Consider the following 14,243-nt stretch of genomic DNA (forward strand, 5'->3'; position numbering starts at 1 on the left):
GGGTGTCTTAGTGCGCCCCCCAGACCCACCGCACCGCACTCCCTCGTCTCGGTGTGCTTCGGGAGCCTTCTGCCCCCGCGACGCCCCCCCCCCCCCCACGCCAGGGCGACCTCAGGCCAGCGCGGCCAGCGCTTCCACCAGGGCGTCCATCTGCTGCGGCCGGGTGAACACCGAGGGCGTGACCCGCACACAGGCGCCCGATTCCAGGCCATCGCGATGCGTGGTGAACACGCGGTGCTCATCCAGCAGCCGCTTCTGCAGCGCCATGTTGTCGGCCACGCTGGTGCGGCCGCGCAGGCGGAAGCTGGCCAGTGCGCTGGCCAATGCCGGGTCCGGCGAGGACAGCACTTCCAGGTGCGCCATCTGCCGCGCGGGCACCGTCCAGCGTTCGCGCAGGTAACGCAGGCGTGCCTGCTTGTTGGCCGAGCCGATGCGCTGGTGCAGGGCAATGGCTTCGGGCAGCGCCAGGTACGCGGCGAAATTGACCGTGCCGGTATGCACGCGGCTGCCCACGCGACCATCATCGGTCTCGCCCATGTACGGGTCGAGGTCGGCCACGCGGCCCTTGCGCACGTACATTGCGCCCACGCCCACCGGCGCGCCGATCCACTTGTGCAGGTTGATGCCCACGAAATCGGCCTTCAGGTCCGGCACGGCGAAGGCGATCTGGCCGAAGCCATGGGCGGCATCGACGATCACATCGATACCGCGTGCACGCGCACGCTCGGCAATCTCGGCCACCGGCAGCACCAGGCCGTGGCGGTGGCTGACCTGGGTCAGCAGCACCAGCTTCAGCTTCGGCAGCCGCGCGAAGGCGGCGTCGTAGGCCTGCAGGATCTGCGCGCGGTCGGGCACCGCAGGCAGGGCGATGCGCTCCACCTGCACGCCGCGCCGCTGCTGCAGCCAGCGCATGGCGCCGATCATGCTGTCGTAGTCCACGTCGGCGTACAGCACCTGGTCGCCCGGCGACAGGCGGTTGTAGCCGCCGATCAGGGCCAGCATCGCCTCGGTGGCACCGCGGGTCAGCGCGATCTCGTCGGCCCCGACGCCCAGCATGTCGGCCACCTGCCGGTGCACGGCCATGTACTCGGCGGGGAACGTGTGGCGCCCGTACCAGGCGTTGCCGCGGTTCACCTCGGCGGTGTGCCGCTGGTAGCTGGCCAGGGTTTCGCGACCCATCGCGCCCCAGTAGCCGTTTTCCAGGTGGTTCACTTCCTCGGTGATGTCGAAGTGGCTGGCCACGGCGGCCCAGTAGCCTTCATCGCGGGCCAGCACGTCCGGTGCCACGGTCGTTGCAGGAATCTCCATGGCCGCAGGGTAGCGTGCAGCAGCCATGGCAGGCAGTGAAGACAGCGATGCGGCGGCCGGCAGCAGGGTGCCGGCGCGCAGCAGGTTACGGCGGCGGCTGTCCATCAGAAGGTCAGCCGGTACTGCGCGTACACGTTGGCACCGTCGGTGTCGTAGGGTGCGTTGCGCGAGTAGATCAGGCCGCGGCTGGCCTGGAAGGTCGCCTCGTCCGGGTAGCGGTCGAACACGTTGTCCACGCCCACGCGCAGGCTGTGGTGCTCGTTGATGCGGTAGCCGGCGGCCAGGTCGAGGAAGGTCATGTCACCGAAGCGCTGGTAGATATCGCCAGTCGCATTGCCGGTCGAATCGGTCCAGGCGCCGTAGTAGCGCACGCGCGCCATCAGCGACCACGCGCCCACGTCCCACGTGCCGGTGAAGCTGCCCTTGTGCTCCGGCAGGCGGTCTTCGAACAGCACGCGCTGGGTTTCATTGGTCGCTACCGAGGTGCTGCCGTTGTCCACGCGGGTGCGGTTGAAGTTGTAGGCCAGGGTCAGCGTCATGCGGCCGGTGCCGAGATCGCGCAGGTAGTTGCCGACCACGTCGACGCCACTGGTGGTGGTGTCGAAATCGTTGGTGAAGTAGTTGACCGAGGTGTAGCCCAGCGGGTTCGGCGTGCCGGCCGGAATGGCGAAGCTGGCCGACTGGCTGAAGCGGTCGCTCAGCTTGATGCGGTACACGTCCACCGAACCGGACAGGCCCACATCGGTGCGCCAGGTCAGGCCCAGCGAGGCGGTGCGCGATTCTTCCGGGGTGAGCGGCTTGGCGCCGAGCAGCTGCGCCAGCGGATCACTCGGCGACAGGCGGCCGCTGGTGAAGATCTGCAGGGTACGCGTGTCCAGGCCCTGGGTGGTGCTGGTGGTGTTCAACTGCGCCGGGGTGGGCGCGCGGAAGCCGGTGGAGAACGTACCGCGCAGGGCCACGTCCGGGGTGATCGCAAAGCGCGCCGACAGCTTGCCGTCCACCGTGTTGCCGAAGCTGGAGAAGTCTTCATAGCGGCCGGCGGCACCGATGCTCCAGCGCTCGCCCAGCGGCACTTCCATATCGACGTAGGCGGCGTGGCTGCGCTGATCCCACTTGCCGGCCTGGGTGTCGGAGAAGCCCGGTGCGCCGTTGGCATTGGCTTCCAGGCCGGCCGCTGCGCCGGGGCCGACGGCGTACGAAGCCGGATCACCGGCGCGCACTTCATAGGTTTCCTGGCGGAACTCGGCACCGAAGGCGACGTTGACCGGCTTGGCCAGCGCGGCCACGTCCCACTCGTAGTTGAAATCGACGTTGGCGTTCTTCTCGGTCTGGGTCAGGCGGCCGAGGTCGAACGAGGTCGGGCTGTCCGGGCCCAGCGAAGCGTTGATCGCGTTGTCCAGGCTGTAATCGATGGCGTTGCGGCCGTACGACGCGCTGACATCCCAGCGCAGCTTGGGGGTGATCTCGCCGCGCAGGCCACCCACCAGCTGCAGGTCGTTCTGCACGTTGCCGTACTGCGGGCTGAAGCCCACCGGGTAGATGGAACGCAGATCCCAGCCGGGGAAGATGCTGGTGGTGCGGTAGGCGCCGGTGGTGGTGTCCGGGTTGCGCCAGTTGAAATCGCTGACGCCATCGCTGTGGCTGTACAGGCCGAAGGCATAGACCTCCAGCGTATCGCTGGCGTTGGCCTTCAGGTTGAAGCCCACGCGGCGGCTTTCCAGCTCGGGCTGGCCCCAGCGCTGCACGGGGTTGGGCACGTCCAGATCCGGGTGCGCGGCCTGGAAGGCGATGGCATCGGGACGCTGGCGGGTGCGCGAGGTGGCATCGGAGTTCGACGATTCGGCGAACAGCGCCAGGCTGCCGTAGTCGCCCAGCGCCCAGCCGGTGCGGGCGCTGAAGTCACGCGAGGCACCATCGCCCTGCGCGTACTGCGAGTAGCCCGCGGTGATCTCGGTGCCGGGGCTGTCTTCAAGAATGATGTTGATGACGCCGGCGATGGCGTCCGAACCGTACTGCGCCGAGGCACCGTCGCGCAGCACTTCGATGCGCTTGATGGCACTGGTCGGAATCTGCGCGAGGTCAGCGGCCTGCGCGCCGCGGTTGCCCAGCAGCGCGCTGCGGTGGAAGCGGCGGCCGTTGACCAGCACCAGGGTCTGGTCCGGCGACAGGCCACGCAGGGTGGCCGGGCGCACGAACACCTGGCCATCGGCCATCGGCAGGCGCTGCACCACGAACGACGGCACCAGCTGCGCCAGCACGTCCTTCAGGTCGGTGGAATCGACGGACTTGATGTCTTCCTTGGTGAACACATCCACCGGCGCCAGCGTTTCGAACTGGGTGCGGTTGGAAGCGCGGGTGCCGGTGACCAGCATGGCATCCAGCTGGGTCGGCGCGGCATGGGTGCCACCATCAGGGGTGTCTGCCGTACTGGCATCTGCTGCGATCGCGCCTCCTGCGCTGACCATGGAAAGGGCGAGGAGGATGGAACGCGACAACAACGAGCTCTGCACGACGGGTACTCCGGGACTGCACGACAGGGTCAGGCGCGCCTGTACAGGCGGCCTGGACAAGTCGCGCAGTCTCGGCGCGATGTGTGAAGCGGACGTTACGTGAACGCGACAGGAGGAAGTCGTCGTGGGCGGCACCCTCAGCACGCGCGTAATAGAATCAAAGCATCGCGCACGTAAGGAGACCGCATCATGCGCCTGCTACACCTCACCCTGCCGGTGTCCGATATGGGCACGGTCGCCGCCTGGTTCCACGACGTGATGCAGCTGCGCGTGGTCGGCAACCACGTGCACATCGGCTGGAGCACGATCGAACTGCAAGAGGCCAACGGACAGCCGCTGGGCGGCGTGCACCTGGCCTTCAACGTGCCTGACAACCGCTTCAACGAGGCCATGACGTGGCTGCGCGAGCGCATGCCGCTGCAGCGCAATCCCGAAGGCATCGATTACTTCGCGCTGGAGAGCAACTGGCAGTCGCAGTCGGTGTATTTCACCGGGCCGGATGGACTGATCCTGGAACTGATCGGCCGCAAGCGCCTGCCGGCCAGCACGCATGCCGGCGCGTTCCACGGCAGCGAACTGACCTGCCTGAGTGAAGTGGGCCTGCCGAGTGCGGACGTGGATGCGGTGCGTGCGGAGGCCAGCGCGCGTTTCGGGCTGCAGCCGCTCAGCCCGCCCTCATCGCATTTCGCGCCGATGGGCGATGACGAGGGCTTGTTGATCGTAGTGGCCGCGGATCGCCGCTGGTTCCCCGAGCAGAAGGACCTGCCCAACGCGCAGGGCCTGCTGCTGTGCGTGGGTGATGTGCAGGGCAGCGGTGAGCTGTCCGATGCCGCACAGGGCTGGCGGGTGTTCGCGTAAATCCACGGCCCACGGTAGCGCCGGGCCGTGCCCGGCGGACACTGTCCCGGCGCGCAGAGACGTGTCAACCAAGGTTGACACCTACCAACTGCCCGACGCGCCCCCGCCGCCACTGCTGCCACCGCCGCCGGACCAGCTGGACGACGACGAGGACGACGAAGAGCTCGACGAGGAGGACGAGGAGCGCGAGCTGCCGCCCGAACCGCCACCTCCACCGCCGCCGCCCTTGGACATCAACAGGATCCAGCCGACGTACGCCGCAAACCCTGCCACCGACGACAGGAAGATGCCGGCATCGGAATCGCGTGTCGCATCGACGATCCACAGCGCGGCCAACCCGGCCACGATGAGGAACACCAGCAACCGCACCGCGAACTCGACACGGCTGCGCTGCCAGCAATCACGCGCAACGATGCAGGGCAGCATGACCAGGAACGCGAGCACGCCCAGCGCGATGTAAGCCGCCACGTGGATGACCAGGCCGGGGAACACGCCGCGCGTGAGCTGCAGGGTCAACGCCAGCACCGCGCTGATGGCCAGCATGGCAAACAGCGTGCGGCGGGTGCCGCGGCTGCGCCGCCAACTGCGCCCACAGCCCCAGAAGACGGGCACGAAGAACGTCAACAGCATGTCCATGCCGAGCGCCGCGCGCGGCTGGAAGATCGCCGTCAACAGCATGCCCACGATGATCACGCCCAGCCACTCCAGCGGTGCGCGCCACCAGCGGCGCGGCTTGGGGCCATCGCCCACCGCTGCCTCCGCGGCCTTTGCAGCGGCTTTCCGGCGCTTCTTGCGCGGCCCGCCCGGCCGCCGCAGCGGTGGCGGGTCCATCATCCGCGGTGATCGCCACAGGCCGACGAAGAACGCCAGCAGCGCGGTACTGAACACCACCGTATCGAAGTTGCCCCAGGCGATGTCCAACGGATTGTTGCTGGGCGGCGGTGGCAGCGGCTCGCCATCGATGAGCTGGACCAGCTGCGCGCTGCCGTCGATCACGCCCTGGTCGATGTCACCGTCGCGGAAGCGCGGCAGGATCGTTTCTTCGATGATGCGCTTGGCATAGGCATCGGGAATCGCGCCTTCCAGGCCATAGCCCGGTTGGATGCGCACGTGCCGGTCCTGCACGGCCACCAGCAGCAGCACGCCATCATCCACGCCTTTGCGCCCCAGCTGCCACTGGTCGTACACGCGCTGGGCGTAGGCTTCGATGCTCTCATCACCGGTGCTGCCCACCACCAGCACCTGCAGCTGCGCGCCGCCGCTGCGTTCGAACAGCGCGCGCGACTGCTGCTGCAGGCGGTCGGTGGTGCTGGCCGAAAGTACGCCGGTGACATCGACCACCGGCGAATCCAGCACGGGAATCCGGGTCTGGGCGATGGCCAGCAGGGGCACTGCCAACAGCAGCATCGCGCACCACAGGTAGGCCAGCAGGTGCCGGTGCATGTGTCGCGGTCGTGCCATCAGTTTCTCCATCGTTGTTACTTCAGCCGCCCTGCCCGGCTTCGATCTGCGCATGCAGCGCCTGCAGGCGCGCCACCTGGGCGTCGAATACCTGCAGGTCCGCATCCACCAGCGCCGACCAGTCCGGTGCGTGGCCCAGCAGCTGCGCCACCTGTTCCTGCGGCGCACGGTCGAAGCCTTCGGACAACACGGCCAGATAGCGCTCGCGGAAGCCCTGCGGATCCTGCTGCTCCTGCACGTACAGCTGCACGGCGACGAGACCGGCGAACAGATAGTTGGCCAGGTACAGCGGATCTTCGTACATCAGCCGCTTGGTTTCCCAGGTGGCGCCCAGCGCAGGGTAGCGCTCGGCCATCATCCCGTAGCCGGACAGCACCTTCAGGGTCAGCGCATCGAGATCATCGGCAGTGCCGAGCGTCCCAGCGGCCACGCCCTGGTAGATCGACTGCTCCAGCTGCGCCTCCTCGGAGGCGATGAACAGCTGCAGCACGATGTCATCCAGCAGCGACGTGAGGTAATAGGCCTTGGCACGTGGGTCCTGCGCCTGCCGGTACAGCTGGTCGCGGAATTCCAGCTCGTTGAAGATCGCGTAGGCCTCGTTCAACCACGAGGTGCCGTTGCGATAGAACGCCGACACGTTCCCGCGCTCCATCCATTGCCCATGCACGGCATGCCCGGCCTCATGCACGACCTCCACGTCGCTTTCCAGCGTGCCGCCGCGCTGGCCGACGAACAGCAGGGAGGGCACACCAGGGGCTGCGACCGGGAAGGCATCTGCGCTGCGCGGACCCAGCGTCGGGGCCATGTCCATGCGCCGCTGGGCCGGGTCGAGCAGTGCGCGTACTTCACTGGCGTACTCAGATCCCAGCCCGCGCATCGCATCGGCGGCGGTATCGCGCACCTGCTCAAGGGTGAGGACCGGCGGTACGAAGCCTGCATCGGGCAGGCTGAGATCCCAGATCTGCGGGTCGGCCATGCCCATATGCTCGGCATGCCGCAAAAGCTCGTGCTGGTAGGCACGGCGCTGCGAAGCATGGCGCTGCACGGCGGCCAGGGTAGCCTGCACCGCATCCGGATCCAGGCCCATGCGGCGGTAACTGTGCTCGGGAGCACTGCCATCCCCCTGCAGTTGCGAGGCGCGATCGTTGACCTGCACCAGCGCCAGCAGCGTGCTGGCCATGGCTTCACGCTGCGACGCCACGCCCTGCCAGTAGCCCTTCCAGCCGGCCTCGCGCAGCGCACGGTCCGGGTGCCGTGACAGCGCCGTGCTGTCCTTGCGGCTGTCCAGCAGCCCGCCGTTGCTGGGGAAGGCCGGATAGCTGGCATGTTGCAGCAGCTGCCGCTGCAGGCGCGCGAATGCATCCAGGGCCGGACTGGCCACCTCGTCCACGGCATCTTCCACGCCTGCAGCAGGCGGCGTGGAGCTGTTGGTGTTGCCCAGCGCGCGCGTGCGCAGCCAGGCGTAGGGCGCCATCCAGCGCGCGTCGGCCGGTGCATCGACCAGCGCCTTGCGCGCGATGCCGGCGGCGTCATCGCACACATCCGCAACGGCGCGCTGCGCCTGCACCGGGCGGGAGTCACGTGCATTGCGTGCGGCCTGCAGGTGCAGGTAGGCGCGATGACGCTGGCATTCGCCGAGCAGGCGCTCGGCCTGCTGTACGCGCGTCGCGGGGTCCGTCGGGCCGGCATCACGCAGCGTGGCGACAGCAGCGGAGAGCCTGGTGCGTGCCGCCTGCTCGGCCGCCGCATCGGCGAACCAGCTGCGGTCGTCGGCGTGCAACGTCTGCGCGCTGAGCGTACCGGTGGAGAGCAGCAGCACGCTGGCGGTGATCGATCGCATCCTGCGGGTGTTCATGACAACGTCCTTTGTAGAGTCGACCTTGCTCGACTGGATTCATCCGCAGTCGAGCAGGCTCGACTCTACGCCATGACCCAACCGACGGCAGGGTCAGATCGATTCGTCTTCACGCTTGACCAGCTGCCAGCACGGCCTGCGGGCGAAGGTGTAGGTCTGCTGGTCGCTGGTGTCGGGGGTGCGCATCTGCACCTGCATCTGGCCATCGGCCAGGGCGGTGACCTGCATTTCGCGGCCGCGGCCCTTCAGCGTGGCCGGGTCCGGCATCACCGGCCACTCGACCTCGGCCAGCGCGACGGTGCGTTCGATCGTGGCCGGTTCGGGCTCGGCGCCGGCATCGATGTAGCTGTCCAGCAGCGGATCGGCCGTGGCCACTTCCTGCAGGGTGATCTCATGCCCGAAGTGCGCGAGGAACTCCTCGAAGACCGGGTGGGGGCACTGCGTGCCGGCATCGGCCGGGGCGGCAACCGGCGCGGCCGGGGCACTGGCGGTGGCGGCCGTGCGGGTCGGGGCCGGCGCCGCAGCTTCGGCCGGTGTTGCCTGTGGCGCGGGCTTGCAGGCCGACAGCGCGAGCCCGAGGGCAAGTGCCAGGGCGGCGTAGTGAAGCTGGCTCAAGGGATCCTCCTGATTCCGGGTTCGTCGCGCGGGTGGCTGGCGCGGGGTAGGCAAGCATAGCTACGGTCGGGTTAACTGCGCTTCCACATCCGTGGCCCGGAACCGCTGCGGGCCACGGGGGTAGACTAGCCCGCTCCCGCCCGACCCTGGTTTCCCATGCGCACCTTCCTGCTGGTCATCGGCCTGCTGCTCTCCCCGTTCTCGACCGCGCTCGCCGCAGGCGTGCAGGTGCGCGAGGGCGACCTGCTGTTCGTCACCGCGGGGCACAGCGGCCTGAGTGCGGCCATCGACGATGCCACCGCCACGCAGGGCGCGACCAGCTTCGACCACGTGGCCCTGGTGGCTGCCGGTGCGCATGGCTGGCAGGTACTGCATGCCGATGAGAAGGGCTCGCGGCAGCAGACGCTGCTGGACTTCCATCGTGACGCGCGCGGCAAGCAGCGGCAGATCGTGGTGTACCGGCTGCGTGCGGCGCCGGCCGGTGCGATCGTCGATGCGGTTGCCAAGGCGCGCACGATGCTGGGCAAGCCGTACAACACGGCCTATGTATTGAACGAGGACAGCTATTACTGCTCGGATTTCATCGAGCGTGCCTTCCGTGCGCACCATGTGTTCGCGCTGCAGCCGATGAACTTCCGCAACCCGCAGACCGGGGAGATCTCCCAGCACTGGGTGGACCTGTACCGCGGCATGGGCATGGACGTGCCGCAGGGCCTGCCCGGCACCAACCCCAACGACATGGCGACCAGCGTGGTGCTGGAGCGGGTCGGCGTGCTTTAAACCGGCGTGCTCTGAAAAGCGAAGCCCCGCACGAGGCGGGGCTTCAGTGTTCAAACCTGGCCGGAGCCGGGCTCATTCTTCTTCGTCGTTGCCGCCCTGCTGCTGGTTGCGCTGATTGCGCTGCTGCTGTTCCTGCTGCTGTTGCTGCTGCTGGTCACGACCGCGACCCTGCTGCTGATCCTGCTGGTTCTGCTGACCCTGCTGGTTCTGCTGACCTTTCTGGTTCTGCTGGTTCTGCTGTGCCATGTCCGTATCTCCGAAGCCACGCGCGGAATGCGGTGGACGGGGCCATCGTCTGCAGCCGAAGGTTAACCATGCGTTGCAACCCAGCTAGGCTGGCGTGCACGCGCCCGCGAAAACACCGCGCGCCCCTTGCCGCACAAGCCTCTGAAGGATTCATGCGGCGTGTGCATGTGCTCATGCCTGCACGGAAACAGCCGCATTCAGCGACCTTGGCCCGTGTGACGCGCGCATGACGGCCTCATCCCAAGGTCCCCTTTGCAGCCGCGCGCGGCACCGCCATGGTCAGGTCGACAACCGCCGGAGATCCGCATGGCCCCGCAGAACGCAGTACGCCCTTCCTACGATGACGCCCGCGACCGCTTCGATATCGCGCAGTGGCAGGCCCGGTTCCAGGGGCGGCTGGACGAGGGCCTCAATGCCTGCGTGGAGTGCTGCGACCGCTACTGCGGAAGTGATCGCCTGGCCCTGCGCTGGATCGACGCACAGGGTGCGCTGCACCTGTACACCTTCGATGACCTGCGCGATGCCGCCGCCCGCGCCGCACAGGTGCTGCGTGCCGCCGGGGTTGGCCCCGGCGATGTGGTGGCCGGCCTGCTGCCGCGCACGCCCGACCTGCTGGCCACGATCCTTGGCACCTGGCGCCTGGGCGCGGTCTACCAGCCGCTGTTCACCGCATTCGGCCACAAGGCCATCGAAAGCCGCCTGAAGACCGGCCACACCCGGCTGGTGGTGACCGACAGTGCGCACCGCGGCAAGCTGGACGAACTGGATGCCTGCCCGCAGGTGGCCACCGTACTGACACCCGGCCAGGCACTGCGCGACGGGGACATCGACTGGCGCGCCGCCACCGCGGCCGCAGCGCCCACGCTGGAGCCCGTGCTGCTGCCGGGCGATGCGCTGATGGCCCTGCTCTCGACCTCCGGCACCACCGGCAGCCCCAAGGGCGTGCCCGTGCCGCTGCGCGCGATGATGGCCTTTGCCAGCTACATGGAACTGGCCGTGGACCTGCGCGCCGACGATGTGTTCTGGAACATCGCCGATCCCGGCTGGGCCTACGGCCTGTACTACGCGGTGATCGGCCCGCTGATGCTTGGCCATGCCACCACCTTCAGCGAAGCCGGCTTCAGCGTGCACGGCCTGAACACGATCATCGGCCAGCTGAGGGTGACCAACTTGGCCGGTTCGCCCACCGCGTACCGGCAGATCATTGCGGCCGGCCCCGCCACCAGTGCCGGCATCAAGGGCCAGCTGCGCGTGGTCAGCAGCGCCGGCGAACCGCTGAACCCGGAAATCGCCCGCTGGTTTGCCGAGCACCTGCAGACCACGGTGCTGGACCACTACGGCCAGACCGAGACCGGCATGGTGGTGAACAACCACCACGCGCTGGCCCACAGCGTGCGTCCCGGGTCGTCGGGCTTTGCGATGCCGGGCTACCGCGTGGCCGTGCTGGACGACCAGGGCAACGAGCTGCCACCGCGCACGCCCGGCATCCTCGCGGTGGACCTGAAGCAGTCACCGATCATGTGGTTCACCGGCTACTACCAGGCGGAGACGCCGGCCATCGCCGATGGCTACTACCGCACCGGCGATTCGGTGGAGTGCGAGGACGACGGCTCGATCAGCTTCATCGGCCGCTCCGACGACCTCATCACCTCGTCCGGCTACCGCATCGGCCCGTTCGATGTGGAGAGCGCGCTGATGGAGCATCCGTCGGTGGCCGAGGTGGCGGTGATCGGCGTCCCCGATCCGGAGCGGACCGAGATCGTCAAAGCCTTCGTGATCCTGCGTGATGGGTTTGAAGGCAGCGACGCGCTGGCGCACGAACTGCAGCAGCACGTGCGCCATCGGCTGTCCGCGCATGCCTACCCGCGCCAGGTGGAGTTCGTGGTGGCGGTGCCGAAGACGCCCAGCGGCAAGGTGCAACGGTTTTTGCTGCGCAAGGCGGAGATCGAGAAGCAGGCGGCAGGCTGAGGGTCTTTGGGGTCAGAGCCCTTCCTGCGGAAGGGATCTGACCCCGCGCTGCTACGGCATCACCGGCGGCACATAGGTCAGGGTCATGCCCAGCAGCCACAGCAGGCCCAGCACCAGCGGGATATGCACCAGCAGCTGGATGAAGGTGAAGCCGACGATGTCGCGGGCCTTCAGGCCCAGCACGCCGAGCAGCGGCAGCATCCAGAACGGGTTGATCAGGTTCGGCAGCGCCTCGGCCGCGTTGTAGACCTGCACCGCCCAGCCCAGGTGTGCCTTCAGTTCGTTGGCGGCCTGCATCACGTACGGCGCTTCGATGATCCACTTGCCGCCACCGGACGGCACGAAGAAGCCCAGCACCGCCGAGTAGACGCCCATCACCAGGGCGAAGGTATCGGTGCTGGCCACGTGCACGAACAGGCTGGACAGGCGATGCGCCAGGGTCTGCCCGTCGCCGCCGGCGGCATGGGTGAGGATCATCGCGATGCCGCCGTACAGCGGGAACTGGATGAGCACGCCGGTGGTGCTGGGCACCGCCTTGGCCACCGCGTTGAGGAAGCTGCGCGGGCGCCAGTGCAGCAGCAGGCCCAGCGAGATGAACAGGAAGTTGTAGGTGTTGAGGTTGGCGATGGCGGTGACCACCGGCTTGTTGGCGAACTCGTTGAACAGCCAACCGAAGGCCAGCAACGAGAGCAGGACGGTCAACAGCGGGCTGTATTCCAGCCATTCACCCGGGCGCGTGCGCTGCTGCAGCGGCTCGGCCTCGGCCTGTGCGGCACCGGGGAAATCCTCGGCGGTGCGTGCACTGCCCGCAGCCGGCGCGGTCAGCCAGGCAATCAGCAGCGACACCAGGATCAGCACCGCGGTCAGCGCGATCGACTGCCACAGGAAGATGGTTTCGGTGAAGGGCAGCACGCCGGTGATCTCCACCAGGCCGGGCGGCATGCTGGCCGGGTTGGCCTGCAGCTGCGCGGCCGAGGAGCTCAGGCCCATCGCCCACACCGCACCCAGGCCCAGATAGGCCGAGGCACCGGCAGCGCGGTAATCCATGCGCAGCTCGGTGCGGCGGGCGAGCGCGCGCACCAGCAGGCCGCCGAACACCAGCGAGAAACCCCAGCTGAGCAGCGAGGCCAGCATGCTGACCAGGCCGACGTAGACCACGGCGCCGCGCCCGGTGCGCGGCACCCGCGCGAGGAAATCGATGAAGCGCGCCACCACCGGCGCGGTGGCCAGCGCGTAGCCGCCGATGACCACGAAGGCCATCTGCATGGTGAAGGGGATCAGGCTCCAGAAGCCGTCGCCGAAGGCGCTGGCCGTGGCCTGCGGGGTCGAGCCGAAGCCCATCGCCGCCACCGCGACGATGACCACGCCCAGCACCGCGAACACGTACGCGTCGGGGAACCACTTTTCCGCCCAGGCGGCCGAGCGCAGCGCTGCGCGCGCCATCCAGCCGTCCTGTACTGCTGCCGCTGCTGACGAGGCCATCGCCTACCCTCCCAGGTTCGATGGACCGATTCTGGGCGGTGAGGTGCGGGCTGTCAGCCACCTATTGGTCGTAGGGGGCGGGTGGGTAGTGCCGGCCGCTGGCCGGCAACCCAGGATGGGGTCAGAGCCCTTTCCCGATGGGAAAGGGATCCGACCCCACGCTTCTCAGCGCAGTGCCAGGTCCACTGCGATGCCCGCAAACAGCGCCGCGCCCACCCAGTTGTTGTGCAGGAAGGCCTTGAAGCACGGGCCGCGCTCGCGGTTGCGGCAGATCCAGAATTCGTACACCACCAGCACCGCGGCCACGGCCACGCCGGCCAGGTAGTACCCGCCGAGCCCGCCGCGCACGCCCACCAGGGCCATCGTGGCCAGGAACAGCGCGTACAGCACGCCCTGGATGACCAGGTCCAGCTCGCCGAACAGGATGGCGGTGGAGTGCGAGCCCATCTTCAGGTCGTCCTCGCGGTCGACCATGGCGTACCAGGTGTCATACGCGGTGGACCACAGGATGTTGCCGGCATACAGCAGCCAGGCCAGCATCGGCACCTCGCCCTGCACGGCGGCGAAGGCCATCGGGATGCCCCAGCCGAAGGACATGCCCAGGTAGACCTGCGGCAGGTGGGTGTAGCGCTTCAGGTAGGGGTAGCTGGCGGCCAGGAACACGCCGATGAAGCTCAGGGCGATGGTCAGCCAGTTCAGGGTCAGCACCAGGCCGAAGGCCACCAGCATCAGCACGGCGAACAACGCCAGCGCCGCACGGCCGCTGATCGCACCGGTCGCCAGCGGGCGCGACTTGGTGCGCTCCACGTGCGGGTCCAGCCAGCGGTCGGCGTAGTCATTGATGACGCAGCCCGCCGAGCGGGTGAGCCAGACGCCGGCGGTGAACACGAACAGCGTCCACAGCGGCGGCAGGCCGCCGGTGGCCAGCCACAGCGCCCACCAGGTGGGCCACAGCAGCAGCAGGGTACCGATCGGGCGATCGGCGCGCATCAGGGACCAGTAGTGACGCCAGCGCGGCGTCGGCGCCGGATGCGGCGCGGAAAGGGGGGTGTCAGCCATGGCGATAGGATACTCCTGCGCTGGAGGGTCGGCGGCGCGGGCCTCGAAAAGACAAGGCCCGATGCGCCTGCGCGCACCGGGCCCCGGTGTCCTGCCCTGCG

The 14,243-nt window shown here is 68.3% G+C and carries 11 protein-coding genes; 3 read left to right on the plus strand and 8 right to left on the minus strand.

Annotation, left to right across the window (positions count from 1 at the left end; all coding sequences use genetic code 11):
* Positions 1 to 111 precede the first annotated feature (111 nt).
* Positions 112 to 1,413: an aminotransferase class V-fold PLP-dependent enzyme gene (locus ACVOK1_RS07650; RefSeq protein ID WP_481561645.1), complete on the minus strand. Its 1,302-nt coding sequence runs from the start codon at positions 1,411 to 1,413 to the stop codon at positions 112 to 114.
* A complete protein-coding gene (locus ACVOK1_RS07655; RefSeq protein WP_481561646.1) occupies positions 1,413 to 3,818 on the minus strand; it encodes a TonB-dependent receptor plug domain-containing protein in 2,406 nt (801 codons plus the stop codon). The genes ACVOK1_RS07650 and ACVOK1_RS07655 overlap by 1 nt, the downstream gene beginning before the upstream one ends.
* 189 nt (positions 3,819 to 4,007) lie before the next feature.
* Between ACVOK1_RS07655 and ACVOK1_RS07660 the strand changes: the two genes are divergently transcribed.
* A complete protein-coding gene (locus ACVOK1_RS07660) occupies positions 4,008 to 4,676 on the plus strand; it encodes a VOC family protein (RefSeq protein ID WP_481561647.1) in 669 nt (222 codons plus the stop codon).
* Between the two features lie 81 nt (positions 4,677 to 4,757).
* Here ACVOK1_RS07660 and ACVOK1_RS07665 read toward each other — a convergent pair whose 3' ends face one another.
* From ACVOK1_RS07665 to ACVOK1_RS07675, 3 genes are all read right to left on the minus strand, one after another.
* Positions 4,758 to 6,137 carry a TPM domain-containing protein gene (locus ACVOK1_RS07665; RefSeq protein WP_481561648.1) on the minus strand — a complete coding sequence of 460 codons (1,380 nt, stop codon included), beginning with the start codon at positions 6,135 to 6,137 and terminating at the stop codon, positions 4,758 to 4,760.
* Between the two features lie 22 nt (positions 6,138 to 6,159).
* Positions 6,160 to 7,992 (minus strand): M3 family metallopeptidase, encoded by a 1,833-nt coding sequence (locus ACVOK1_RS07670; RefSeq protein ID WP_481561649.1) that lies wholly within the window; start codon positions 7,990 to 7,992, stop codon positions 6,160 to 6,162.
* A gap of 93 nt (positions 7,993 to 8,085) precedes the next feature.
* Positions 8,086 to 8,607, minus strand: a complete 522-nt coding sequence (locus ACVOK1_RS07675; protein WP_481561650.1) for a hypothetical protein — start codon at positions 8,605 to 8,607, stop codon at positions 8,086 to 8,088.
* A 156-nt stretch (positions 8,608 to 8,763) separates the two neighbouring features.
* Here ACVOK1_RS07675 and ACVOK1_RS07680 point away from each other — a divergent pair, with 156 nt between their 5' ends.
* Positions 8,764 to 9,387, plus strand: a complete 624-nt coding sequence (locus ACVOK1_RS07680; protein WP_481561651.1) for a YiiX/YebB-like N1pC/P60 family cysteine hydrolase — start codon at positions 8,764 to 8,766, stop codon at positions 9,385 to 9,387.
* Between the two features lie 72 nt (positions 9,388 to 9,459).
* Here the strand turns inward: ACVOK1_RS07680 and ACVOK1_RS07685 are convergent, their stop codons facing one another.
* Positions 9,460 to 9,633, minus strand: a complete 174-nt coding sequence (locus ACVOK1_RS07685; protein ID WP_481561652.1) for a hypothetical protein — start codon at positions 9,631 to 9,633, stop codon at positions 9,460 to 9,462.
* A gap of 306 nt (positions 9,634 to 9,939) precedes the next feature.
* Between ACVOK1_RS07685 and ACVOK1_RS07690 the strand changes: the two genes are divergently transcribed.
* Positions 9,940 to 11,601, plus strand: coding sequence for an AMP-binding protein (locus ACVOK1_RS07690; RefSeq protein ID WP_481561653.1), 1,662 nt, complete (start codon positions 9,940 to 9,942; stop codon positions 11,599 to 11,601).
* Between the two features lie 51 nt (positions 11,602 to 11,652).
* Here ACVOK1_RS07690 and ACVOK1_RS07695 read toward each other — a convergent pair whose 3' ends face one another.
* Positions 11,653 to 13,044: a short-chain fatty acid transporter gene (locus tag ACVOK1_RS07695; RefSeq protein WP_481561654.1), complete on the minus strand. Its 1,392-nt coding sequence runs from the start codon at positions 13,042 to 13,044 to the stop codon at positions 11,653 to 11,655.
* Between the two features lie 204 nt (positions 13,045 to 13,248).
* Positions 13,249 to 14,142 (minus strand): 4-hydroxybenzoate octaprenyltransferase, encoded by an 894-nt coding sequence (ubiA, locus tag ACVOK1_RS07700; protein ID WP_481561655.1) that lies wholly within the window; start codon positions 14,140 to 14,142, stop codon positions 13,249 to 13,251.
* Between the last annotated feature and the right edge of the window lie 101 nt (positions 14,143 to 14,243).

This window comes from Stenotrophomonas sp. STEN087 (genome assembly GCF_056759115.1).